At 47.5% G+C, this 24989-nt stretch carries 15 protein-coding genes and 2 tRNA genes; 9 read left to right on the top strand and 8 right to left on the bottom strand.

Translation table 11 applies throughout. The features are described 5' to 3' along the window. Window positions 1–46 precede the first annotated feature (46 nt). The 5 genes from OP864_RS11410 to OP864_RS11390 all read right to left on the bottom strand — a co-directional run bounded on the left by OP864_RS11410 (window position 47) and on the right by OP864_RS11390 (window position 5917). Window positions 47–1258, bottom strand: a complete 1212-nt coding sequence (locus OP864_RS11410) for a C1 family peptidase (protein ID WP_015693179.1) — start codon at window positions 1256–1258, stop codon at window positions 47–49. A gap of 468 nt (window positions 1259–1726) precedes the next feature. Then, complete coding sequence (locus OP864_RS11405; RefSeq protein ID WP_270098302.1) at window positions 1727–2269, bottom strand: hypothetical protein; 543 nt, start codon at window positions 2267–2269, stop codon at window positions 1727–1729. A gap of 442 nt (window positions 2270–2711) precedes the next feature. Next, window positions 2712–4619 carry a cation:proton antiporter gene (locus OP864_RS11400; protein ID WP_270098301.1) on the bottom strand — a complete coding sequence of 636 codons (1908 nt, stop codon included), beginning with the start codon at window positions 4617–4619 and terminating at the stop codon, window positions 2712–2714. Between the two features lie 27 nt (window positions 4620–4646). Continuing rightward, entirely contained in the window at window positions 4647–5237 is a 591-nt protein-coding gene (locus OP864_RS11395) for a DUF3109 family protein (RefSeq protein WP_270098300.1), read from the bottom strand. Continuing rightward, window positions 5237–5917: a hypothetical protein gene (locus tag OP864_RS11390; protein ID WP_270098299.1), complete on the bottom strand. Its 681-nt coding sequence runs from the start codon at window positions 5915–5917 to the stop codon at window positions 5237–5239. Before OP864_RS11390 ends, OP864_RS11395 begins: the two co-directional genes overlap by 1 nt. A 529-nt stretch (window positions 5918–6446) precedes the next feature. Between OP864_RS11390 and OP864_RS11385 the strand changes: the two genes are divergently transcribed. Together OP864_RS11385 and OP864_RS11380 are read left to right on the top strand one after the other, a co-directional pair. Beyond that, window positions 6447–7580: a PorP/SprF family type IX secretion system membrane protein gene (locus OP864_RS11385; RefSeq protein WP_270098298.1), complete on the top strand. Its 1134-nt coding sequence runs from the start codon at window positions 6447–6449 to the stop codon at window positions 7578–7580. A 78-nt stretch (window positions 7581–7658) separates the two neighbouring features. Continuing rightward, window positions 7659–7732: transfer RNA gene (locus OP864_RS11380), tRNA-Met, on the top strand. Window positions 7733–7847: 115 nt separating this feature from the next. On the opposite strand, the gene OP864_RS11375 is transcribed toward OP864_RS11380, so the two are convergent. Then, on the bottom strand, window positions 7848–8480 hold the full coding sequence (locus OP864_RS11375) for an NAD(P)H-dependent oxidoreductase (RefSeq protein ID WP_270098297.1): 633 nt from the start codon (window positions 8478–8480) through the stop codon (window positions 7848–7850). A gap of 387 nt (window positions 8481–8867) precedes the next feature. On the opposite strand from OP864_RS11375, the gene OP864_RS11370 reads away from it, so the two are divergent. The 6 genes from OP864_RS11370 to OP864_RS11345 all read left to right on the top strand — a co-directional run bounded on the left by OP864_RS11370 (window position 8868) and on the right by OP864_RS11345 (window position 14750). Then, window positions 8868–9587, top strand: coding sequence for a pyridoxine 5'-phosphate synthase (locus tag OP864_RS11370; RefSeq protein ID WP_270098296.1), 720 nt, complete (start codon window positions 8868–8870; stop codon window positions 9585–9587). 365 nt (window positions 9588–9952) lie between these two features. Beyond that, a complete protein-coding gene (locus OP864_RS11365; RefSeq protein ID WP_270098295.1) occupies window positions 9953–11944 on the top strand; it encodes a peptidylprolyl isomerase in 1992 nt (663 codons plus the stop codon). Window positions 11945–12055: 111 nt separating this feature from the next. After that, window positions 12056–12127 (top strand) — tRNA-Met (locus tag OP864_RS11360). Window positions 12128–12231: 104 nt separating this feature from the next. Continuing rightward, window positions 12232–13263 (top strand): hypothetical protein, encoded by a 1032-nt coding sequence (locus OP864_RS11355; protein WP_270098294.1) that lies wholly within the window; start codon window positions 12232–12234, stop codon window positions 13261–13263. Window positions 13264–13284: 21 nt separating this feature from the next. Continuing rightward, complete coding sequence (locus tag OP864_RS11350; protein WP_270098293.1) at window positions 13285–14250, top strand: hypothetical protein; 966 nt, start codon at window positions 13285–13287, stop codon at window positions 14248–14250. 23 nt (window positions 14251–14273) lie between these two features. Then, the gene (locus OP864_RS11345) at window positions 14274–14750 is read left to right on the top strand and encodes a hypothetical protein (RefSeq protein ID WP_270098292.1); all 477 of its coding nucleotides are present in this window, start codon (window positions 14274–14276) and stop codon (window positions 14748–14750) included. A 529-nt stretch (window positions 14751–15279) separates the two neighbouring features. Here the strand turns inward: OP864_RS11345 and OP864_RS11340 are convergent. Further along, window positions 15280–19179, bottom strand: a complete 3900-nt coding sequence (locus OP864_RS11340; protein ID WP_270098291.1) for a hypothetical protein — start codon at window positions 19177–19179, stop codon at window positions 15280–15282. Window positions 19180–19683: 504 nt separating this feature from the next. Then, complete coding sequence (locus OP864_RS11335; RefSeq protein ID WP_270098290.1) at window positions 19684–22170, bottom strand: CHAT domain-containing protein; 2487 nt, start codon at window positions 22168–22170, stop codon at window positions 19684–19686. A 371-nt stretch (window positions 22171–22541) separates the two neighbouring features. On the opposite strand from OP864_RS11335, the gene OP864_RS11330 reads away from it, so the two are divergent. Continuing rightward, a complete protein-coding gene (locus tag OP864_RS11330; RefSeq protein WP_270098289.1) occupies window positions 22542–24857 on the top strand; it encodes a T9SS type A sorting domain-containing protein in 2316 nt (771 codons plus the stop codon). The last annotated feature ends 132 nt before the right edge of the window (window positions 24858–24989 follow it).

The raw sequence follows: 24989 nt of genomic DNA, 5'->3' as shown, positions 1-24989 counted from the left end.
CAAACAATTTTGCTCGGGCCTGCAGATAGTTCCTGTCCAGACAGTTTTATTTGATGCCTAGTTTCTTTTTGATCTTTTTCGGAATTCCATCCTTATGCACCATAATATTGGTGGTTTTATAACGGAAGAAAGCCTCCGAAGCATAGAAGTAGCCATCGCAATCATTGGTTTTTCCCCAAGAGTTTTTCACAATGTAGTACTTCGTTCCCCGCTGATCTTCTACCATACCCGTAAAGTGCATGCCATGATCATCGGTTGTTTCGTAGTTGTCAAAAGCCTCCTGACGCATTTCCTGCGTAATAGCCAATTCTTCTACGGGCTCATCAAAGGCAGAACCAATTTTCTCTGCCCCCGCATCACTAAAGTTGCGGTTGTCACGGCCCTTAATGCGAATTGTGCGCTCATCTTTGGGCACAATCGCCAAGCCATCGCGATAAGAAAAGCCTTTTTCCGATACATCACTGGCCCAAGCTACTCCAAAGCCTTTTTCCAAAGCATTGTTGGTAATCTCTACTAGCTCGTCCAAAGGGACATTATAGGTAGATCCAAAAGCCCAGTTATCCGGAATCTCCAATACAAATGACTCATAAAAAGGATGATGCGTAAAAGAGGTAATCACCACATAATCATCCATATCTAAACCCAATTCTTTGGCATAAGACTCCGGCGTATAGGTTTTGCCCTGATACTCAAATTCCTCGGGTACCTCGCCCAAATAAGCATCCAAGACGCCATTGATGGCCTTTTTCCAAGAGGGCGTAAGCTTTTTCTGAGGGGCCTTAATCACCTCTTTGACCATGGCCTCCAACATATTGTTGAGCTCCGAGTGGTTGTGCGTTTCCATACCATACTCCAAGCCCTGATAAACCTCCTGAGGCACAATTCCATAACGCTTAATCACATAGGGAATGTCATGAAAGGCACCACCTGGCCCAAAGTTAAAGTTGCCGTGCATCCGCACATAGTTTACGGCCTTATCCAAATAAGCCCGACGAGCAATGTACATCTCCGAAAGATTGTGCTTGCCCTTTTTCATCCGCAGCAATTCCGACTCAAAAAAGGATAGAGCCGAAAAACTCCAACAGGTCCCCGTGCGGTTTTGGTTCTGCACTTCGGTGGCCTCAATATCATTGAGGAGCGTAAAAATATAGCCCCCGTCTTTTTTATTGCTCAGCTTGGTATTCTCCTGAGCGTAAATTGTCGAGCAGCTCAATAGGGCCCAAATAAAGATCGAAAGGGCCGTCCATCTATACGTCATAGTTGTTCCTGATTTTATTTTATCATAAAATTTGCCCCTTAAGATAAAAAAGTAGACAAAAAAAAGCGATTCGGGAGGCCACCGAATCGCTTTAGTCGAGTTGTTTAACTCTCTTTTCTTGAAAAAAACCTTTCACTAAACCATTAAAAACTAATTTCTTAAAGTCAAAAACTAAGCCAAATAGCAATTTCTCTTTAAGTTTTATTTCTACTGTTTTTTTGGGGCTGCCCCGCCCTTTGGGCGGGTCGGGCTGTGTCAGGGCTCGCTGTTCGCTCGGCCCTTCGCCGCTTTCAGCGGCTTGGTCTGGCCTGCGGCCCCCCTTATCCATCCCTCAGCCGGCGGCTTCGCCGCCTCTAGGCCCAAGAGAGAGTCTGTTTAAAATTTTGTGTTTCCTCTTTTGCTGCCTAGGGACAAGCCCCTAGGCAACTATTGGCCAAATCCTAACAAGCTAAAGGCCCAAATTTTATTCTAATACACAAAATCATGAACAGTCCCTACAATTGCCATTTCACAAATTGCGAATAGCATCCCCCGCTTTACAATTGCCGTTTCACAAATTACGAATAGCATCCCCCGCTTTACAATTGCCGTTTTACAAATTACAAATAGCATCCCCCGCTTTACAATTGCCATTTCACAAATTACGAATAGCATCCCCCGCTTTACAATTGCCGTTTCACAAATTACAAATAGCATCTCCCACTTTACAATTGCCATTTCACAAATTGCGAATAGCATCCCCCGCTTTACAATTGCCATTTCACAAATTGCGAATAGCATCCCCCGCTTTACAATTGCCATTTCACAAATTGCGAATAGCATCCCCCGCTTTACAATTGCCATTTCACAAATTGCGAATAGCATCCCCCGCTTTACAATTGCCGTTTCACAAATTGCGAATAGCATCCCCCGCTTTACAATTGCCATTTCACAAATTACAAATAGCATCCCCCGCTTTACAATTGCCATTTCACAAATTGCGAATAGCATCCCCCACTTTACAATTGCCATTTCACAAATTGCGAATAGCTTAGCCCCTTTTACAAATGGCCTGTAGGATCGATATATATACCTGTAGGTTGAAACCTACAGCATACAAAAGCGGCCATACTAAGCACAATAAAAATGAGCCGATGGTTAAAACCATCGGCCCATATCATTTATAGCAAACAAGGGCTTTAGCCCGCCAGTTTGCATAGACCCGCAACCATGGGCTTCAGCCCATGGCCCAAAACTCCCAAGCCACCAAAGAAAAAAGCTAAAAGGAAAAAGACAGATGAGCGGCCTAGCGATGTGCAGCAGTGGCCGAAGGCCAGACCAAAGCGCTTTAGCGCTGCAGGGCCGAGCGAATAGCGAGCTGCGCAACGTAGCGCCCGCCGCAGGCGGGAGGCCCCAAAAAAAAGACAGTCCCTAAACAGAGACTGTCTTTATTCTATTGCAGTAAATTTATGGCCTAAGCTTCCTCTAGCTCCTCGACCATTTCGGTGCTGGGGGCTTCAATTTCTTTGCCCATATAAATCAGCGTATCGCCTGCTTCGACCTGTTCATTTTGGGGTTGGTTGGCCCGCACAAAATGGAAATCGCCATCGGGTTTACGGATAAAGAGCGGAATTGTATTGCGGCAGCTCAGTTGGCAAATTTGTTCAAACTGCTCTTGAGACTGCAAAACATACTCTCGGATATTCGGATAGTCTCGGGCCGTTTCCAAAAAGTTGATATAATCGGTTTTGATATCAAAGGCGGCCTCATCGGCTAGATCAATTTGGCCCTGGCTTTCGGCCTGAGAGACAATGCGGAACGTGCCATTTTCGCCAAAGACCTCTTTATAGCGTTTGCAGGCCACATCATTGACCGCCGTGCTGGGGGTAAGGGCCAACAAATAGCCCATATCGAGGAGCTCCAGCTCCTCCTCCAGATTGCCCTCAATAATATCCTGTTCAATGGCTTTGAGGCCCATATCTTGGGCTTCTTGGACCAAAGTTGGGGAGCGATCGACCAAGACCACATGCCGCCCATGGTTCTGTAAATAGTTGGCAATCAGTCGAGCGCCAGGGTTGGCCCCCACAATAAGCAACCCATTAGATTGCTGTAGGGTAACGCCCAGCAACCTAGCCACCAAGCGGGCCGTAGTAGCATTCAGCAAAACCGTTCCCATCACAATCATAAAGACCAAAGGCGTAATTAGTGCGGCCTCCTCATAGCCATAATTGGCCAATTTGAGCCCAAAAAGCGAGGCAATACCCGCTGCCACAATTCCGCGAGGGCCTACCCAAGAAATAAAGAGCTTTTCTCGGAGATCTAAGCCACCTTTGGCCGTAGAGGCAAAAACAGAAAGCGGGCGAAGGACCAAAACCACCACAGCAAAGAGCGCCCAATAGCGCCAATCGGCCAAGAGCAATAGCTGCTCGCCATCAATATTTGCGGAAAGGACAATAAAGAGAATCGAAATCAGCAAAACGGTCAAAGACTCTTTAAAATAAAGCAGCTCTTTGAAGTGGGGCACCTTGAGGTTGGCCAGGGTCATGCCCATCACCACCACGGTTAGTAGGCCCGACTCATGCACCACAATATCGGAAAGGGCAAAAGCGCCCAGCACCAAGGCCAAAGAAACCACATTCAATAAATAATGCGGAATCATATCTCTTTTGAGCAATTGATAAAAGCCAAAGCCCGTACCGATGCCAAAAGTAAAGCCCACCGAGATAATTCCCATAAACTCCTTAAAGGCTTCTATTCCAAAAGAGCCCTCCGACTCATGCGAGATAATAAAATCAAAGACCAAAACGGCCACCAAAGCCCCAATGGGGTCAATAAGAATTCCCTCCCATTTGAGGACCGTCGAGATATTTCGCCGCAGGGGCACATTGCGCAAAATGGGCGCAATGACGGTGGGGCCAGTAACAATGACCAAACTCCCAAAGAGGAAAGCAATATCATAAGGCAGGCCGATGATAAACTTAGCGGCCAAGCCCGCACCAATAAAGGTAATCGCCGAGCCTAGGGTCACTAATTTACCAATAGCGGGTCCTACTCCTGTTACTTCATGGCGGTTCAGGGTCAGTCCACCTTCAAAGAGAATCACCCCAATAGCCAAAGAGACAAACCAGAACAGGACATCAGAGGGAAAAAGTCCCCCATTGCCTTGTGGGTGTCCGTGTTCATCCAGCAAAAGATCTTTGCCATTGGCCTCAAAGAGGTAATCAAAAACGGGTTCAATAAACTTGTGGCCGGTCCAGATTTCGGCAATAGGGCCCACCAAAAGGCCAATTAAAATCAGGGGGAGGATAGCGGGCAGGCGCAGGCGCCAAGCTACCCATTGGGCCAAAATTCCCAAAACAATAATTCCAGCTAGTGCAATCATTTGCAAATATTAGTAGGTGAGAGATTGCTAGGTCTGTTCGCCCGTTTGGGCATGATAATCAGCCATAGCTTCTAGTTCTTCATAAAAATGGGGACCAAAGGCCTTTATTAAAGGCTCTTTGAGAAACTGGTAAACGGGGACCTTTAATTCTTCGCCCAAGCTACAAGCGGCCGAGCAAATATCCCAGTGGTCGTAGTTCAGAGCCAAAAAATCGGGTAATTGCTTCGTTCGAATAGGATAAAGGTGGCAAGAGACCGGTTTGAGATAATCAATAATGCCCTCTTTATGGGCCTTTTCAATCCCGCAGCTGGCACGGCCATCCTCCTCATAATGAATAAAGGCACAGGGACCGCCATCAATTAAAGCGGTGGCCCAGCCCTCTTGCTCTTCGCTATGCGTGGCCACGCCCTGCTCTTCAATGGCGGCTTGGCCCGCAGGCGTCAGGCGATCTTTAATGAGGGGATAAATGGCTTTGAGGGTCTCTACCTCGGCTTCTTCTAGAGGCGCACCAAAATCGCCCTCCCAACAACAAGCGCCCTTACAGGCATCTAAATTACAGACAAACTGCTTATCGAAGACATCCGAGGTGACCAAATATTTTTCTGCTACTATATACATTAGTCTACAATTTCAATTTTTAACACTTTGCGGTAATATTCTAATTTAATCACCTCTACTTGCCCATCTACTTTCTGAATCACGGTACTTTTATGTACCAAGCGCAGGCTAGCTGGGCCCACATTTAGGCCCTCTAGGTGTTCGGGGCGAATCTCAAACTGGCTGCCGCGGGTCAAGCCCACATGATTCACCGTTTTCGACTGCCCTTTGCTATCTTCAAACAAAAGGACCAAACTTTCGGCCTGCCCCAAAGGCTGCCCTTCCCAGGCCAACAAGCCGCCAGTAGCCAAAGATATCGCTGGCGTTTTTAGAGCAAAATTACTATAGCTAGGGAAGCAAATCGTATCGCTTGCGCCCGCATAACTAAAGTGATAACAGTCCTTAAATTTAGCAGGACGCTCATGGTAGCGATACTCCCAACCAATTTTAGGCAACTTTTTGGGCTGCATAGCTTGCCCCTCAAAATACAATTTATCTGGCAGAACCAAGCTGCCCGTATCTTGCTGAAAGCGGGCCTCGGCCTGCAACTCTTTGCTATCTTCTAAATAGCGAACATAATAATAGGTTCGGTCTACAGTAAAAGCCGTTTTCTCTTCTTGGCTTTCTGGCTCTGCCTTGGGCTGACAAGCCGCCGCCAAGAGCAAAAACATAAAAAAATGAATAGCTAATTGTGTTCTCATATATTAATGCTTATTTTTTGGGGCCTCCGCAGCCAAGCTGCGGCGGTTATTCCCGTTGGTCATCGAACTGCGTCCTAAAGGACTTGTTGTCGTTTCGGGGCTCGCTGCTCGCTCGGCCCTTCGCCGCCTGCGGCGGCTCGGTCTGGCCTGACGGCCACCCCTTCACATCGCTAGGCCAAATGGCCCAAACCCATTAAATGAACGCTAGACAAAAAAAGCCCTACGGCCTATTTTGCGGGCCCAAATTACAGACTTTATTCCGCTTTTAACAATTGCCTGAGGCCATCTTTAGCAGCAAATTAGCTAGAATGGCCGTTTGACCTAAAAGAATGGCATTTCTTTAAAAGAATTTTAAGGCCGCTTACAAGATTTTGTATAAATCTCCGTTTTAAGGTCTAAGACATCTTTCACTCTAGGAAAACAATATTTTTCAGCCACATTAGTTTTTGTACTTTTGTTGGCCATTTTATTCTACCCATCTAAGGACTAATAGCCTTAAAGGTTTTACCGATAAAATTTTAAGAGACGCATGAAGCTTATCCGACCTATTTCGGCCCTCTTGCTCCTGGCCTTTTTTTGCAACTTACAGGAGGCTAAGGCCCAAGACCCCCGCTACTCGCAGTATTATTCTGCCCCTGCCCGACTGAGCCCCGCCCTAGCCGGCGTTATGGAGTCGCAATACCGCTTAGGTATCAATTACCGCAGCCAATGGTCCTCTGTTTTGGACAAACCCTATAATACCGCCTCTTTTACCGCAGAAGGCAAGTTTGCCGTCGGTAAAGAAGATTTCGTTGGGGTCGGCTTCAATGCAATGCGCGATGTCGCTGGCGCCTCCTCCTACTCTATTACAGATATCGGCCTAGATGTGAATTACCAAAAACTCCTTACTCAAGGACGTGGCCGACTAGGAAAAGAACGCAGCTCTTACCTCATTGCCGGAGGTCATCTCGGTATGGGACAAAGAGCAATCGATTGGGACCAAAATACCTACTCTACCCAATATGATAACGAGTATGGCAATGGCTACTATAACCCCAATATCAATAGCGGCGAAAATATGTTGGCCGTTCGCGATTCTAGAATCTATGCCGACCTTCATGTTGGCCTAATGTGGTACGGGACCTTCGGAAAACGTCAGTCTGCCTATGGCGGAATTAGCATTTTCCACCTCAACCAACCCGATATCTCTCTCTTTAACCGCTCTCCCGTAGATACTTCTGGAAATACCTTTGCCGGACCAACCGAAAAGCTCTACAGCCGCTTTAATATCCACGCAGGTGGAGAGGTTCGCCTAGGTGGCCGCCGCTCTGCAATGAGCCTTTTGCCAGGCGCTGTAGTCATGATTCAAGGCCCCTCTACCGAAATTAGCACTGGGGTGAGCCTTCGCTACCAAGCCCCCAAATATGACGATTTTGCCTTCCGCTTTGGCCTATGGAACCGCCTAGCCAACCAATATGTTACCGATAACTCTAGCTCCTTGGGCGTAGATGCCATCATCTTTATTGTGGGCCTAGATGTCAACCAATTCCAATTCGGCTTTAGCTATGATGCCACTATGTCCACCCTTGCTACGGTCAATAATAGCCGTGGGGGTATGGAGGTCTCGCTAATCTATAACTTTGGCGATAATGGCCGAAGAAGAACAGGCTGTCCTACTTTCTAAGAAAATATTTAGCTTTTTTCTAGAAAAAATTTGGAGAAAGAAAATATTGCCCTATATTTGCATCGCACTAGGGCAAAAGGCGAGATAGCTCAGCTGGTTAGAGCGCAGCACTCATAATGCTGAGGTCGAGGGTTCGAGTCCCTCTCTCGCTACTTCAAAGGACTAATGGTTTTCCATTGGTCCTTTTTTTATGCCCCTACTTCAGGGCATAAAAAATGCGCTATGGATACTTTTATCCATAGCGCAAATCTTTTTGGTCCAAAGCCCTTAGTCAATTCTATTGACTAATTTATTCAGGGGCTTTCTGACCTTTTTCAAATTGACCAGCCAGTCGTTTTCTGCATCTCGGTAGCCTACGGGCAGCATCACGCAACTTCTCAATCCTTTTTCTTTTAAGCCTAAGATTTCATCTACCGCCTCGGGCTCAAAGCCTTCCATGGGCGTAGCATCTAGGCCCAAAAAGGCAGCAGCGTTAATCGCATTGGTAAAAGCAATATAAGCTTGTCGGGCCGCATGCTGAAAATTCAATTCGGCCTCTCTTTGCGGATAAAATTTAAGCAACTGCTGACGGTAATTTTCCCAGCCCTCATTCTTAAAGCCACGGATCTCATTGGTCAGATCAAACATATAGTTGATGCGTTCCTCCGTATAGGTATCCCAGGCGGCAAAAACAAAAAGATGCGAGCAATCGGTCACCATAGACTGGTTCCAAGCTACAGGTCTAATTTTTTCCTTCACTTCTTGGTCCGTAATCACAAAGACCTCAAAAGGCTGTAGGCCACTAGAAGTAGGCGACAAAGAAATGGCCTCAATAATTTGGTCAATTTGCTCTTCAGGCACTTTTTGGCCATTCATGGCCTTGGCGGCATATCGCCATTTTAGCTTATCTAATAATTCCATTGGATGGTTTGTTTTGTTTTCTGATCGAGTAATTTTTTTTTGGGCCTCCGCAGCAAAGCTGCGGCGCTACGTCCAGCAGCTCGCTGCTCGCTCGGCCCTGCGCGGGCTGCGCCCGCTGGGTCTGCGGCTGCGCCGCACTGCTTCCCATCGCTAGGCCGCTCAACGAAAGAACTTGCTCTAGGCAGCAAGCTTCAGCACTCTTATCGCCCGCGATACAAATTTACGCTAATTTTTTTCTTGGCCAAATTCCCCTAGGCTCCTTTTCTATTAAAAAAGCGTTAAGGCCTTTTGGGGAAAAGAGAGGGCGTTTAGCTTTCCTAAGTCAGTCAAGTTCTTTTGCTATGAGTTCTGTATATTGCGCCATCTAATTGACCAAAAAGAAAAAATATGTCAACTTGTCGCTTAAGCGTAAATTTGAACAAGGTGGCGCTAATTCGCAATGCGCGGGGCGCTAATTTTCCTAACTTATTGCAAGTGGCCCTAGATTGCGAAAAATTTGGGGCGGAGGGAATCACGGTACATCCTCGTCCAGACCAGCGTCATATTCGCTATGATGATATTCCAGAGTTGCGGGGAAAAATTGCCACAGAGTTTAATATTGAGGGCAATCCCACTCCTGAATTTATGGACCTTTTGCGGAAGTATCCTTCTGATCAGGTCACTTTGGTTCCCGATGCGGCTCAGGCCTTAACTTCTGATTCGGGTTGGGACACTTTAGCTTTTGCCTCATTTTTGCAGGAGGTGACCGAAGAGCTAAAAAGCTTAGGGACCAGAGTTTCTATTTTTGTAGATCCCGACCCCAAAATGATTGAGGGGGCCAAAAAACTAGGGGCCGATCGGGTAGAATTGTATACAGGGCCTTATGCCCATGAATACAAGGCAGATCGGGCGGCGGCCATTGCCCCTTATGTCAAGGCGGCAGAAGCGGCGGCGGCTGTAGGCATTGAGCTCAATGCTGGGCATGACCTCAACCTGATCAATTTGGCCTATTTTAAGCAAAACATCCCTAATTTGCTAGAGGTATCTATTGGGCATGCTTTGACCGTAGATGCTTTATATATGGGTTTTCAGAATGTGATTCCGCTTTATAAGAACTGTCTGCGCTAATTGGTCCAGGCAGGCGGCTTGCCGCCTGCTAAGGCGCGCAGCGCCTCGGCTGAGGGATGGATAAGGGGGGCCGCAGGCCAGACCAAGCGGGCAAAGCCCGCGCAGGGCCGAGCAGACCTGCGAGCCCTGACACAGCCCGACCCGACCGATATCATGAGGGTTTCAACCCTCATTTTGTATAGCTTCGCAAAGCGATACCGCTTTGCGCTGGGTTTCAACCCGGCGGAAGGGGCAGCCCCAAAACCAACAGCTAGACATAGTTCTATTTTCTGAAAATTCTTTTTTTGCTAGAACTCCTTTAACTTTGTGGCGCTGAAGCTAGAAGAGTTTCAATTTGTTCATAACTATTATATATTTCAAGACCTATGATGAAGATGCATAGCATAATGGCCTTCTGCCTATTTTTTTTGGCGGGGCAAGTTTGGGCGCATCAACCCAATTCTGGGGTACCCTCCTCGGAGGATGACCCTATTTTATTTACGGTAAAAGGCGTAGAAGTTCGTCTTTCTGAGTTTACCTATATCTATGACAAAACCAATGGTGAAAAGGCGGATTACAGCAAAAAATCATTGGAAGAATACCTAGACCTTTACATCAACTTCAAGTTGCAGGTGGTTAAGGGCCAAGAAATGGGCTTGGATAAAAAGCCAGAGGTTTTGCGGGAGCAGAATCAGTACAAGCGGCAGTTATCGAGCAGTTATTTGACGGATCGGGAGATTACGGAAAAGCTGGTTAAAGAAGCCTTTGATCGGGCGCAGGAAGACCGTCGTTTTTCTCAGATTTTCATCAAATTGGATGAAAATGCGGAAGAAACGGCTGTTAAAGAGGCCTATGCTCGGATGAAAAAACTGCAGCAAGAAGTGACTGCAGAGAACTTTGAGGCCATGGTGAGCAAGTACTCTGAGGACAGCTACAGCAAGGAAAAAAAGGGAGATTTGGGCTTTTTTACGGTTTTGCAACTGCCTTATGCCTTAGAAAATGCGCTTTATTCGACCAAAAAGGGCGCTGTATCGGAGATTGTTCGGACCAAATACGGTTTGCATTTGCTCAAAGTAACAGAAGTTCGCCCAGCTTATGGGCAAATTCAGTTGGCCCATATTCTCATCCGCCCCAAAAAGGAAGGTGGAGAAGAAAAAGCCAAGGCAAAAATTGACTCTTTGCATGGGGTCCTCAAGGCGGGTCAAGCGACCTTTGCCGAGCTAGCGGCCAAATACTCTCAGGATAATAGCTCAAAAACAAGAGCGGGCATTATTGGCTGGGTAGGCATCAATCAATTTGATGCGGCTTTTGAGAATGCGGCCTTTGGTTTGCCCAAAGATGGCGTTTATGGAGAGCCCGTAAAATCTGAATCGGGTTGGCATATCTTGCGTCGGGTAAAATCTATGGATAAGAGCAGCTACCCACAGATGAAAGCCGAATTGACGGCTAAGGTCAAGAGAGATCCTCGTTTTAAGTTGGTAGAAACTGCCCTAGTGAATAAAATTAAGGAAGAAGCGGGCTACCAACTAGACGAAAAGGTCTATGCGGAAGTCATTGCGGCTTTGCGCCAGGACCAAGCCTTTATTCAGGGCCGTTGGACCCCCAAGCCCGAGCTGCTCAAAAATGAGAAAGTGGTCTTTACTTTAGGCAACCTCAATGCAAGCGTAAAAGAATTGATTCAGATGGCGCAACGCTCGCCCAACGAGCGCTTTGCTATGCGTCCCCGCCGCCATGAAGATGCACTAGAGCGAGTATTGGACAAACTAGTGGCCCAAAAAAGCTTGGCTTATGAAGAAACTCGTTTGGAAGAGAAATATCCAGAATTTAAGGCCTTGCTTCGCGAATATGAAGAGGGTATCTTGCTTTTTGAAGTAAAAAAGCAGCTCATCTGGGACAAAGCCTCTAATGATGAGGAAGGCCTCAAAGCCTTTTACGAAAGCCATAAGGAGGACTATCAGTGGAACGAAAGAGCCAAGGTGACCTTTTATACTCTTCGTTCTGTAGACAAAAAAGAGATCAAGAAATTGCGCAAAAAGGCCAAAAAGAAAACGGCCCAAGAAGTCATGGAGCTCTTTAATGCCGATAAGGCCTTGGTCCAAACCACCGAAGCCACCTATGAAAAAGGACGCAATGCAGAAGTGGATGCAATCAAGTGGAAAGCCCGCAAAATGAATAAAGGCTATACCAAAGATGGCTCTTACTACTTTATCAAAATTGAGGAAGTGATTCCCGCTAGCAACAAAAGTCTAGACGAAGCCCGCGGTTATGTAGTGGCCGACTTCCAAGATCAGCTAGAAAAGGACCTCATCCTCAGTTTGCGTAAGGAATATGAAATCAAGATCAATAAAGAAGTTCTTGATAAAATTGTAAAAAAATAATTGATGGCTAATCCATTGATTTAAAGCAAGCTAACAGGCTAAAGTGAAATCACTTTAGCCTGTTTTTTTATTTGCATTTGGAAAACCCAAATACTCGCCTTATATTTGTATCGCAGAGTGGAGCAGTGGTAGCTCGTCGGGCTCATAACCCGAAGGTCGCAGGTTCGAGTCCTGTCTCTGCAACAAAGTTCAAAAGAGCTGTCTTTTAAAGACAGCTCTTTTTTTTTGGCCTATAGGGAAGAAAGCTTATTTTAGGACAATAATCCTCATTAAACGTAAACCTCCCTATGAAAAAGCATGCTAAACTGCTTTTGGCCGCTTTGGCCCTAAGCCTATTTTCTTGTCAATCCTCTGTCCCCAAAACAGCCGAAGATGGTCAGGCAGAAACCGCCGCCTCTCCTACTCCCGAAAAAGAAAGCAGCCTACAAGCCGAGGCCCTGCAAGAAGCGCCCAAAGAATACTGGAAAGAGCTGAACCACCGCGGCCAATGGTTTGAAGGCACCCTAAAAGATATTCCGATCTGGCTATACCTTAGCCGAGTAGATAGCTACAGCGATGGAGATCACTCCTATGGCATTCATTATGGCTACAACTCTAGCCAAGGGGCCAGCATCTACCTAACAGGAAAAGGCGATCCTAGCAATATAGAAGTAGATCTTCAAAAATTTGAAGCTGGCGAACTGGTCGATGGCGATCAACTTACTGGCGAATGGGCGAATGTAGAAGGAAAACGCTTTCCGATGCAGCTCAAGGCGGTTGGCCATGAAAAATATAGCCAAGCCAAAGACCTCATGGCCAATTTGGCCGCTCTTCGGCTCCCGATTATAGATAAAAACTACTATGAAGGTCTAGATATTGAAGAGCATATTAAGCCCCATTATGTCAATAAAAACTTTGGGCTATGGGTCCCCAACTTTAAAAGCCTGCTCGGCGATAAAACAGAACTCCTAGAGGAGGAATCGGCTGTAGTTTGGGGCAAAATTGTTCAGCCCAATGGCGAAACCCTCTTACTTTATACGGCCACTGGAGTTATGCCCGAGTTCTGCCGCTTTATTGCAGGGACCTATCTAGAAGACCCCAAAAATATGCTGGCTGCAGCGCTCTTTGATAAAACAGGCCGCTGTCTTTGGAATAGCAATATTGGTAATGCTGGCGATGATCCTTATTATATGGACTTTAGCTTCTCTATCAAAAAAGTTAATCGCATTGGCGTAAAATGGACCACTTACATGCGCGGCGAAAGAGGCGCCCGCATGATCGACGAAGAATTTGAACAAGTTTTTGATGTAAATAGCAAGGGCCTAGAAGGCCTAGATTAACTCAATCCTAATATTTATCCCATGAAAAAGACTTCCCTATTGCTTTTGGTCGCTTTGACCTTTAGCCTTTTTGCCTGTACATCTTCTACAGAAAAAACAGCAGAGCAAAATCCCACAAAAGAGCAAAACAAAACACAAACTGAGTATTGGAAAGACCTGCATCGTTCTGGACAATGGTTTGAAGGCAGCCTAAACGGGCAACCAATTTGGGCCTATCTGGCTCGGCTAGAAAAAAACAAGGATGGCAGCTATCGCTATAAGCTGCATTATGGCCAGCAAGGCAAAGTCTTCTCTCTTTCGGGAGAAGGCTCGGCTAGCGATATGCGCCTAAAAAGTGGCGATGAATCCAAAAAAATGACGCTTAGCCTTAGTGGCGATCAATTAAGCGGAGAAGATGGCCAAGGCGCAAAGGTTCAGCTAGCAGGCAAAAGCCATGAAAAATATGCGCAATTGTCTGATTTGCTGGCCAACTTGGCCCAACTTCAGCTTCCGCTAAAGACCGATTACCACAAAGGCTTGGCGGTTGCCTCTCTCTTGAACAATTATGCAGAAAAGAAAAATTTTGGTCTGGCGGTCCCCAACCTAAAAAGCTTATTGGGGGCAAAAGGCGATATACTCAAGCAGGATGCGGCTGTAGTTTGGGGCAAAATTCCGCAGGCAGACGGGCAAAGCCTGCTGCTCTATACTGCTGCGGAGGTCCAAGAAGCGGCCTGCCCCGAAATTATGGACGATCAGCAAATTGTGTCGCCGGAACAGATGCTTACGCTTGCCCTCATTGCCAAAGATGGAAGTTGTGTTTGGAATGCCGCCTTGGGCAATCTTCCACTTATTTTTGAAAACTATGTGAATCTCGAACTGAACATCAGTAGCCCCAATAGCATTCAGCTCAAATGGGATAGCAATATTCCGAGCATGCAAGGGCAGCCCGCCGATGAAACCTTTAAACAAAGCTTTAGCATCAGCCCTCAAGGCCTAACAGCCCTTTAATCAAAGTACTCAAGCCCTATAATATGTCTACTAGCTCCTCTTACGATAGCCTGATTCAATCCTCTGCCTCTTCCGATTGGGAGCGGGCCTATTTCTATTATGTAGCCCGGGGCGAAAAAAGCATTGATGAATGGATTATTGATTTTTTGGCGGCCCATATTCAGCTTCCAGAAAACCGAAAATTCAGTTTATTTTCCTCACATACCTTTTTCAATGCGGCCATCATGAGCTTGCCTATGCAGATTTATAGCCGGCATGAGGGCCGAAAGCGCATTTTGGGCCTACAAATAGCCGATAGCAGCCAAATTCAGGCTCGTTTTGCTGTTGAGATTGAGCCTCAGCCTCAAAATGCTCGCTTTCATTCTACGGGCAATCCTTTGGTAGATGAGGAAAATTATCGGCTTTGGGAGGAGCTCCTGTTTTTTCAGATGTGCCGCCGCTTACTCTACGATACTGGCGCAGTGGATTTTATTGTGCATGAAATTAGGCAGCATTATTAACGCCCTAAAAGGTTCCTTTGATGAAGGAGCCTTTTTTTTTGGGGCGTTACTCCTTACAGTCGTCGAACGGCGCCCTAAAGGGCTTGTTGTCGCTGCGGCTTCGCCTTGCGGCGCTACGCTTTGGGGCTCGCAGGTCTGCTCGGCCCTGCAGCCCTTCGGGCTTTGGTCTGGCCTGACGGCCACCCCGCCGCATCGCTAGGCCATTTGCTGTAGGTTGAAACCTACAGTAAGGGCGGTATTGCTGCGCAATGTTTTTATGGAATGCGGGTTTAAACCCGCATTGATTTACATCTTTTGGGCCTATATCTATTTTCTGCGTCTTGCAGGCGGCGAAGCCGCCGCAGGCTGAGGGGCTGTAGCAGGGCCGCCGAAGGCGGCAGACCAAAGCGGCGCAGCCGCTGCAGGGCCGAGCAGAGAGCGAGCTGCGCAATGGCACGACCCGAAGGCCGCAGGCCGAAGGGGCAGCCCCAAAAAATAAAAAAGGCCCAAAACCGTAGTTCTGGACCTTTAGTATTTAGAAGAATATAGTCTACACTAGATTATACTCATCATCTTCCGTCATCAATTTGGCAGAATTGCTAAAGTTGCCTAGCAACTCGCCCAAAGAGTTTCCTTCGGTATCTCCTTTGGCATCTAAGATACCAATATCCCAGCGGGCCAACTCAATGATTTCTTCAGTTTCCCAGCCCAAAATGTGGCCATTTAGCACTAAGCTCAAGCTAGTATAAATTTCGGCCAAGGCGCGGTAATCAAAAGTGATTCCCTCATGCACCATCTCTACAGACTTGGTATCGGGATTATAAGTAATGGCCATACCAATACCTGCGCTAATATCGAGATCGGTATTAAAGGCTGCGCGAATAGCGGCGCCAGCGCCAGCCACCCAAGCATCTACCTCTACCCCAGCCTGAATATAGACAGACAGTTCGCCATCGGCATCAATGCCGCCCATGAGTTCCCAAACATCGCTATCCTTATTGCCCTGGGCCTGAATATTGGCGCCTAGCTTAATGCCGGCATCAATGCCAATTTCGCCAGTAGCGTTAATTCCAGCCACAATAGGCACCGAAATGCCCACGCTAGTCGGAATACCAAAATCGGCTAATTTGAACTCCTTAGAGCCGCCCAATTTGGCAGAAAGGTTATTGATATCTAGTTCTCCCTCCATGCCCATAGCTTGGAAAGGGATCTTGGCAAAGTCCAAAGAAATATCTTCGGCCTCAAAGCCATTTGCTCGGCTCACATTAACGCCTGTAGCCACTACATTAGAGCCTTTAAGCGCATTGATTGCCATAGCCCCCAAGCCACCAAAGGCAGGGAACATCTCCTTGAGGGTCTCATAATCGGCATCCTCACTAATGCCCAAAGTGACCTCACTAAAATAGAAACCGTTTTCTGTCAGTTTAGAATCGGCCCCTACCGTTAGGTTCACAATTGCATTATCTAAAGAAAGGCTATCTAGAGCAGCCTCCACATTTCCGTCAGAGAGAGAGACCTCCAAAGAAGCCGCGGCACTTCCGGTTGTGCTATATTTGGGCAAATCAATATTGAGAGAAGCCACTGCAGTAAGTGTTGTACTACTGCCATCTTTATTGAGTGTACCTTCATCTAGCGAAGCCACAATTCCTTCGCGGATATTCCACTCATAGCCCAAAGTGACCTTAACATCTTCAATCTTCAAGTCGCCATCCTCCATAGAGATCGACTCGGCTTCCGTTTTTAGGCCATCGGCAAAATTGGGGAAGCTAAAGGCAGGTGATTTAACGACAAATTTATTTGAAGCCGCCTCATAGCTCATTTCCTTAGAGCTTGCCTCAAAGCCAGCAAAACCAGCATCAAATCGGCTATTTCTGATTTTAATCCCTAGGCCTGCATTAGAAGCATAATTGATATCTACCTGTCCAGAAGCCTCTACACCAGCCACTTGGAAAGCCAAGCCTGCGCCAATAGAAACGCCCCAAGTACTGCCTGAAAAATCTACGCTCGACTCAATATCGCTAAGGGTAGCCGAACCGCCAGCCAAAACAATATCGCTAGCTAGATTTACTGTTCCATTACCGGATACAGCGCCGCCAGCGGCCACATTAAAGTTTTCGACCAAGACAGAAACGCCAGTACCGGCCAAATCGGGAAAGTCTGCGCTCATGCTATCAATAGACAAGCCGGCACTGCTATATACTATTCCAGAAGCCGAGGCAGTCAAGCTACTTGCAATTGGACCAAGATTTTGTAGGTTCAGATCTACGCTATCAATGCTCAATTGGCCATTTTCATAAGCCACATTAGCCGTTTCAAAGCTAAACAAGCCAGCAGAAAGTTGAAGGCTAGGCAGCTCAATGGTAGACTGTCCATTTTCGTAGGTATAATCTACTTCGGCAGAGCCATTGATCGTGCCCAAAGCCACTGCAGCATCGGCGCCAAAGGCCAAGTCGAAGTTTTCGCCATTTTTACTCAGTAGGCCATCAATAGCGCTTACCGTAAAGCCGGGCAACAACTCCATAGCTCCGCTAGAGCTAACATCAATCGTTTGAAAGTCAAAACCAGATTGATTAAACTTAATGCCCGTAGCTGTAGCCTGCAAATCTCCACCTTCTAACAATTCTGAGGCGGTAATCTGTACCTGATCGACATTCAGCTCATCGGTTTCAGAAGAATAGCTCACGCCAGTACCACTAAGGCCAACGCCTGCAATTTCTGCATCAATTTGGCCATTGAGCAACTCCATTTCTGTTCCTTCAGCCCCAGCAGAGACCTTAAGCTCTCCAGAAGCCGTTGTATTAGGAACATTCAAGCCAATAGTACCCTGAGTTTCCGTTTGCCAGCCCGTTTCGGCATAGTCAAAAGTAGAGCTAGGGTTAGTAACCGTCAAGGCTCCACCCAAAAGGCTAATTTCTCCAGCCAAATCTAGGGTTCCGCCTTCTACGGCCAAGCTATCGCCAAGGGTGATTCCCGCAGCAGTAGCCGTAGCGGCTACTCCGCCAAACTCTGGCAAACTAGCACTAAAGTTAGTAACGCGCAGGCCTGCTTCTGTAAACTCCATCCCTTCACTACTGGCCACAATATCGCCAGCATTGCCAATATTGCGGACCGTAATTTGAGACTCGCCTAGAGTCGTTTGTCCAGCAACATGACTCAAGCTTCCTACAGAAATACCCAAAGCAGGATGCCCCAAAGCGATGCTTTGCGCTTCAATAGAGCTTCCTGTACTATTATAATAATATTGTAAAGCGCCTACAGTTCCTGTAGCTGCGCCATAATTCATTGCAATTTGTTGGCCCTCTGCATCAAAAGCAAAGCCCTCGCCTTCCTTGCGTAGTTCGCCAGATAGGCTACCTACAGAAAGGCCTGGCAGCAAATCTACAGGCGCCAAAGTATTCATCTGAATACTGTCAAACTCAAAGCCATTAGGGCCCAAACGAAGGCCATTTCCTGTGCCTTGCATCTGAAACTGCTCCAAGTCAGCCAATAATTCGGCCGTAGCAATATTCAACTGATCAGAAGTAGTATCATAACTAAGACCATTTCCAGAAAAAGTAAAAGGCCCCACAGTAGAGCTCCAACTTCCTCCTTCTACCGCCAAATTTGTGCTTTCTCCATTGGCCGTATAACGAGCCAATAAGCCCGTCACCTGATGTGCGCCATCCTGAAAATCAGCATTGGCCGCCACATCCACCATCCAGCTATCAGAAGAAAGATTAACCGCACCCACCAAGCCAGAAACCTGAAGTTTCCCGCCCAAAAGCGCCAAAGTAGAATCCTGACGCAAAACGCCAGCTCCAGTCGCTCCAGTGCTCGTAATATTCAAATCGGTAAAGTCAGCCGTCATGCTTTGGCCCAAAATCTCAGGCAACTGCAAGCCAGCACTAGCAATCTGCAAACCTTCAGGCGTCAAACGCCCTCCAGAAAGCTCCATGCCCTCGCCACTTACACTATCAAAGCTTGCATCCACAAAGCTCCCATTACTATCTAAGTTGAGCTGTACGCCAGCCGCCGTAAAGGCATGCCCCATCAGTTCACCAGAAGCCCCGCCAGCAGTCACCTGCCAGTTGCCATTGCTGCCCGATAAGCTAAGCTGCGCATTCGTAATTTCAAATTGTTGGCCCATCGCCAAGCGAGCAAGTTGTACTTGCAGACTCTCCAGTCCGCCACTGCCCACTGCTACATGGTTGAGCGTCAAGCCCTCCGTTTGCAAACCACCTAAGTTCGCCTGCAAAGGATAAGCGCCATCAAAGCTCGCTCTATAATTATCCCCCTCTTTCATCACCTGAATGATGCCAGGAGGAATTTCATTGTTATTTTCAAATAAACGCAAAGATGCGCTCATGTTCTGAGTCGGATCTCCAGAAGCAGATTTTAATTCAAAAGGTCCGTAATTAAGGTTTACAGGCCCCATGTTTTCCGCTAAGGATTCTTGAGTTTCTTCAGCCATAGTATTCGGCAGATATTATAGTGCATGAAAAGTTCGGTTCCAATCGGCTTCTAAATTAGGCTTTTTTTTTAGCTTTTTCAATTTTGAAGCAAAAAAATCCCCGCTTTGTCAGTTAATACTTTTAGCCAGCTCTTAAGCTTAGCTTCAAGCCCCAATAACAGCCGCTAATCTCAGTATTTACAAGCATTTAGCGCCTTTGGCCTTTTCGCTATCTTTTCATTTAGCAATAACTTTAGCCCCCTTAAAGACTTAACCATAATTTGCCTTTTTTGGGGCTGCCCCGCCCTGCGGGCGGGTCGGGCTGTGTCGCAGCTCGCTGCTCGCTCGGCCCTGCAGCGCTTCGCGCTTTGGTCTGGCCTGCGGCCACTGCTGTCCATCCCTCAGCCGGTCGTCGCTTCGCTCCTCTTGGGCGGCTTCGCCGCCCTGCCGCAGAACACTAAAGCCCAAAACAAAAAGGGAGAAGAGCATTTTGCTCTTCTCCCTTTAGAGTATATACAGGCCCAATTAAGCCGCCTCTTCTCGATTTCCTCTTTTGTAAAACAAAAAGTAGTAGGCCAATAATAAACTAGCGGGTACCGCTAAGGTCCATAGCCACAATACCCAATTGCTACCCGACTGCAAGGGCTGCGTTTGGCCCAATTGCACAAAAGCCGCCCAAAAAGCGGGATGAGCAGACCAGCCCTTGCTGTTGTCCAAATAGGTTATTTTGGCCTGCTGCAAAGCCATGGCTTTTGTCATGCCCGACTGCAAGTTCTTGTAGTAGGCCTCCATAATATATGCCGTGCTCTGATCATTCACCTGCCACAAACTCATCAGCAAGGAAGGGGTGCCCGCATAACGAAATGCCCGAGCCAAAGATAAACTCCCCTCGCCAGTTTGCAATTTTCCCTCGCCTGTCTGACAAGCAGAAAGCACCACTAACTCGGCCCCTAAATCTAGTTCCGCAATTTCATGGGCCTGCAATAAACCATCCTCTTCCGAGTTAGCACTAAAAGCCATGGCCGACAACATAGGGTTATGGTCATTGAGCAAACCATGCATGGCCAAATGCAAAATCCGATAGTTTTTGGCACCCTGCTTAAATTCACTTTCTTTGGCCCCCGCACTATAGTCGCCGCCCATCAGTTGGGCCAGCTTTTCGGCCTCCAAATCCGCAGAGGGTAAGGGAGAAAAACTACTGCCCTCATAGTTGGCCGCCATAGACCAAAATAGCTTTTGGACAGAAGAGCGGTAGGCCTGCTCGGCCTGTACCCACAACTCTGCCGAATAACTATAACTAATGGGGTAATTGCGGACCAAATAAGATAGCTGCTCAAAGTCCTCCCCTTTTTGGTCCATTAAAAGCACCTCAAAGGGCAATAAGGCAAAACTCCCCTCATTGATAAAGATTAACTCCTGCCCCTGAGCAGGCATCTCTTTGGGAAACAAAAACTGATACAGCGCATGAGCCTGCGCCTTAAAATCGGCAATGTCTTGCTGCTTTAAGCTATTATAATTGCTTAGCATTTTGCGCAAAGACATGATCTGTTGGTCCAAACTATCTTGCATGATTGGCAAGCGGACCAAAGAAAGGCGCTGCTGGCTCAACTCCATCCGGTATGCTGCCGAATCTGATTGCAAAAAGATGAACATGCTTCTTTTTGGTCCCAATACATTTTGTATGGCCTCTACCGAAATGCTGGCCTCGCTATAGTTGAGCTGATGGTAGTCGGGAAATTGTTCTCTCAGCTCATCCTGAAATTGGCTGTAGGCGATCTGCGCCTGATTATACGCTTTTTGCGCAGCCGCTTCCTCCGCTCTATCGGCCTCTAGGAGGGCCAGTTTGGCCGCTTTTTGTGCCTGCCGCAAGTCTTCTTCTTTTTTGGCCCAATCTGCAGGGAGTTGTAGCAGACTGAGCTGCTCATTTTTGCGCAGCTTGCTGCGCAAAAGGGCCGCCAAGCCTTCTTCGGCAAAATATAGCCCTTGCTGAAAAGGTTGGGCCGACTTCTTCTCGGCATAGGCTGCAGCCGCAGCCCTTAGGCCCAAATCGGCCCATTCTCCCTTATAGTCTAGGGCCGTATAAAGATCATTTTCATCCTCAAAGCGCAATAAGTAGCGGTTTTGCATGGCCATGGCCGTTTGCGCAATAAGTAATTGCCCTTGAGGGTCTTGGCCCGCCAAAATATCATAATAGGCCCAAAGTGCATCCCAAACTGGGACTTCAGAAATATAATCGGCATTCAAGATGGCGGCTTTCCAGTTTTCATCTAGTTTTTCGCTTAGGTTGGGCAGCTGGCAGTTTTCTTTTAAGCAACGGCGAACATAGCCTAGGGCCTTATCTCTTTGGCCCAACTCCAACTCCAGATAAGATAAGTTGTAGAGAATAGAAAAGTAGAAAGAGTAAGGGTTAGACTTCTCATAGGCCAAGCTGTCACTTTCTAGGGCCAAAAGGAAATATTTGCGGGTATTTTCCAGATCCTTTTTGCCATGATAGGCCCGTCCTAAATTGAGATAATACAAGGGCAAACTATGATAAGGATCTTTGTGAAACTTCATGATATCAATAGCCTCTTGGTAATTTTTAATCGCCTGATCCCATTTTTCCTGATCATAATAAACCAAGGAAATATTATTGAGTCCAATAGAACGATTAAAGCTCTTGGGTTCGCCTCTTCGGAGTTCTCGCTCGAGGTACTCCTTATAATAAAGCTCTGCTGAAAGGAGGTCGCCCATTTGGTGGTGCACTCCAGCTAGGCCATCTAAAATAGTTAAATAGGGGGCCGAGGCCGTTCCGTTGGCTTGGCTAGCCACCAAACTGCGGGCCTCAAAATAGAGCTGCTTAGCTTTTTGGTACTCAAATAGGCAGGCGTATACGCCGGCTAAGCTGATGATAATGTCTTGATAAACTGCCGGCTGCTCTTCCAACTTAACAGTTTCTAGCAGGCGGAGGTATTCCTGCTCGGCGCCCTTACAGTCGCCACTAAAGTATAGGGCTTGGGCCAGGCTATCCACTGCAGGGCCTTTTTGGGCCGAGAGCGAAGCCGATAGGCCAAGGCATAAGAAAAGAGCTAGAGCCAGCTGGCCTAGCGATGCGGAGCGGGTGCCGCGAAGCGGCAGACCGAGCAAAAAGCGCGCAGCGCTTTTTTGTGAAGGGCCGAGCAGACTTGCGAGCCCCGTAGCGTAGCGCAGCAAGCGCAGCGCAGCTGAGGCCCCTAAATTAAAAAAATAGGTTGGTGGAGATTTTCTATACATAAAAATGATGTCACTAAAAAGGTTTAAATAATAGGGCCCGAGGGAAGGCCAGCAAAAATGCGTATCTTGGCATTAAGATAATGCCCTCAAAGCTTAGAAGTTATTATTTTTCTACATACAACTACTTACTTATGTTAAAACAATTTTTATTCACCTTCCTGCTGCTATTTTCGGCCTACGGCCTATTTGCGCAAACCACGGATTTGGGCATGCCCAAGAGCTGGAACCAAAAGATAACGGCTTTGCAGGCTGCGCCTGTATATAATATGCCTACTTTTGATCTGGAAGAGCAACAAAGAATTGACGCCATCAATGAGGCCGAGAAAATTGGTCCCTGGCGCTTTGGTTATGAGTTTGCCGTAAATTATGGCCTAGAACAAGGGGGTGTTTGGACCAACTTGCCCAATGGCGACCGCATTTGGCGCATTGCTTTCCGCTCTGAAGGAGCGTTGAGCATGAACCTCATCTTTGACGATTATTTGCTTCCTGAAGGGGCTCATGTGCAGCTCTATAGCCTAGATCGCAAAGCCCGCCTAGGGGCCTATACGGCCAAAAACAACCATCCCGACCGTATGCTAGGGACTAGCCTGCTCCAAGGAGAGTCTATTGTGATTGAGTATTTTGAGCCAGCGGCTGTAGCTGGAGAGGGAAAACTGCATATTGGTACCCTAGTGCATGGCTACCGCGATGTTCGTCCCTATGCAGAAGAATTGGTTAAGGGCCTAAATGGTTCAAGCGATTGTAATATTGACGTAAACTGTCCCTTGGGCAACAACTGGCGCAACCAGATCAACTCGGTGGGCATCATGATGTCTGGCGGTTCTGGTTTCTGTACTGGGGCCCTCATCAATAACACGGCTCAGGATGGTACGCCTTATTTTTTGACCGCCAACCACTGTATGAATGGTAGTCCCGCTACTTGGGTGTTCCGCTTCAATTGGGAAAGCCCCAATGCCGTTTGTGCCCAAGCGCAGAACAGTACCGATCCTGGCGCCCCCTACAATGAGGTGAACGGCGCTACCCTTAGAGCGAGCGATGCAGGGACCGATTTTGCCCTACTCGAATTGAGCACACTACCCGCCGCCCCCTATTATTTGGCCGGTTGGGACCGCAGCAGCACTGGCGCAAATGGCGCGATCTGCGTGCACCACCCTAGCGGAGATGTAAAGAAAATTTCTAAGGAAAACCAAAGCCTAACCGCCTCTACTTCTTTTGGTAATGCCGACACTTGGCAGGTGGCCAACTGGGATGAAGGAACAACCGAACCGGGTTCTTCTGGCTCTCCCCTATTCAACCTCAACGGACTAATTATTGGCCAACTTTATGGTGGTGGAGCCGCCTGCTCTGGCCTTGTCAATAATGGTTCTGCCGATTATTATGGCCGCTTTGATATCTCTTGGGATGGCGCCGGCGCTAGCAGCAGCCGCCTCAAAGATTGGTTGGACCCCAACAATAGTAATGTGCAAACCCTAACGGGCTTTGGCCCCGGTGCTACTGGCCCTGTAGCCAATGATGCCGGCCTAAATACGGACCCTGCCATCACGGGCGTTATCTGTGGCGCAAGCAGCATTAGTCCCAGCATCGAGATTTATAATGGCGGGAGCAGTACACTTACTTCTGCCACCATTCTCTACAATATGAATGGAGGCAGCAACCAGTCTTATAGCTGGAGCGGCAACCTAGCTAGCAATAGCAGCGAAACGGTCAATCTTCCTAGCCTTAACATTAGCGCAGCTGGTCCACAAACCTTTAGCGCTACTGTAACGGTACCCAATGGCCAAGTAGATTCTAATAGCGTTAATGATGTGATCAGCGCCGACTTCTACGCCATTACGCAGCCTGTTACTTTTCAGTTAGATCTCAAAACAGATTGCTATGCCACGGAAACCTCTTGGGAAGTACGCGATGCCAATGGCGTTTTGCTCTATAGCAAGGCTAGCTATACTGGCAATACCCCCACGCTTTACTCGGAGCCCCTCTGTCTACAAGCCGATGATTGCTATGACTTTACGATCTTTGATAGCTTTGGAGATGGCCTAGAAGGTACGCTCTACAACTGTGCAGAAGATGGCGATTATCATATTATTTCGCCTCAAAATGATACCGTGGTCAATATGGCTTCTGCCGCTTTTGGTAGCAGCAGCACAGATAATTTCTGCGCATCTTTGGCCTCTTCGGTCCAAGAAACTAGCCTTTTGCGCAACCTACAGCTCTACCCCAACCCCAGCAAGGGGCAGCTACAGCTAGAGCTTAGCCTAGAAGCCGCTCAGGATGTCCGCCTAGCGTTATACAATAGCTTGGGCCAAATGGTCTGGCAGCAAAGCTATGGCGAGCTCATCGAGCAAAATATTCAACTCGACTTTAGTGAGTTTGCCGCTGGCGCCTACTACCTCCAAATCCAATTGCCTAGCGAGCAGTTGGGCCAAAAAATTATCCTACAAGACTAGTACTTAGGGTAGTTTCCTTTTTTCCCCTTCTGTAGTTGCTACAGAAGGGGATTTTTTTTGGGCCTCCGCTGCGGCTTCGCCTTGCGGCGCTACGTTTCAGGGCTCGCAGGTCTGCTCGGCCCTTCGCCAGCT

It is taken from the genome of Saprospira grandis (assembly GCF_027594745.1).
Lineage (GTDB): Bacteria > Bacteroidota > Bacteroidia > Chitinophagales > Saprospiraceae > Saprospira > Saprospira grandis.
The sequence above is the reverse complement of the archived record's forward strand: the minus strand, read 5'-3'. Positions and strand labels throughout refer to the sequence as shown.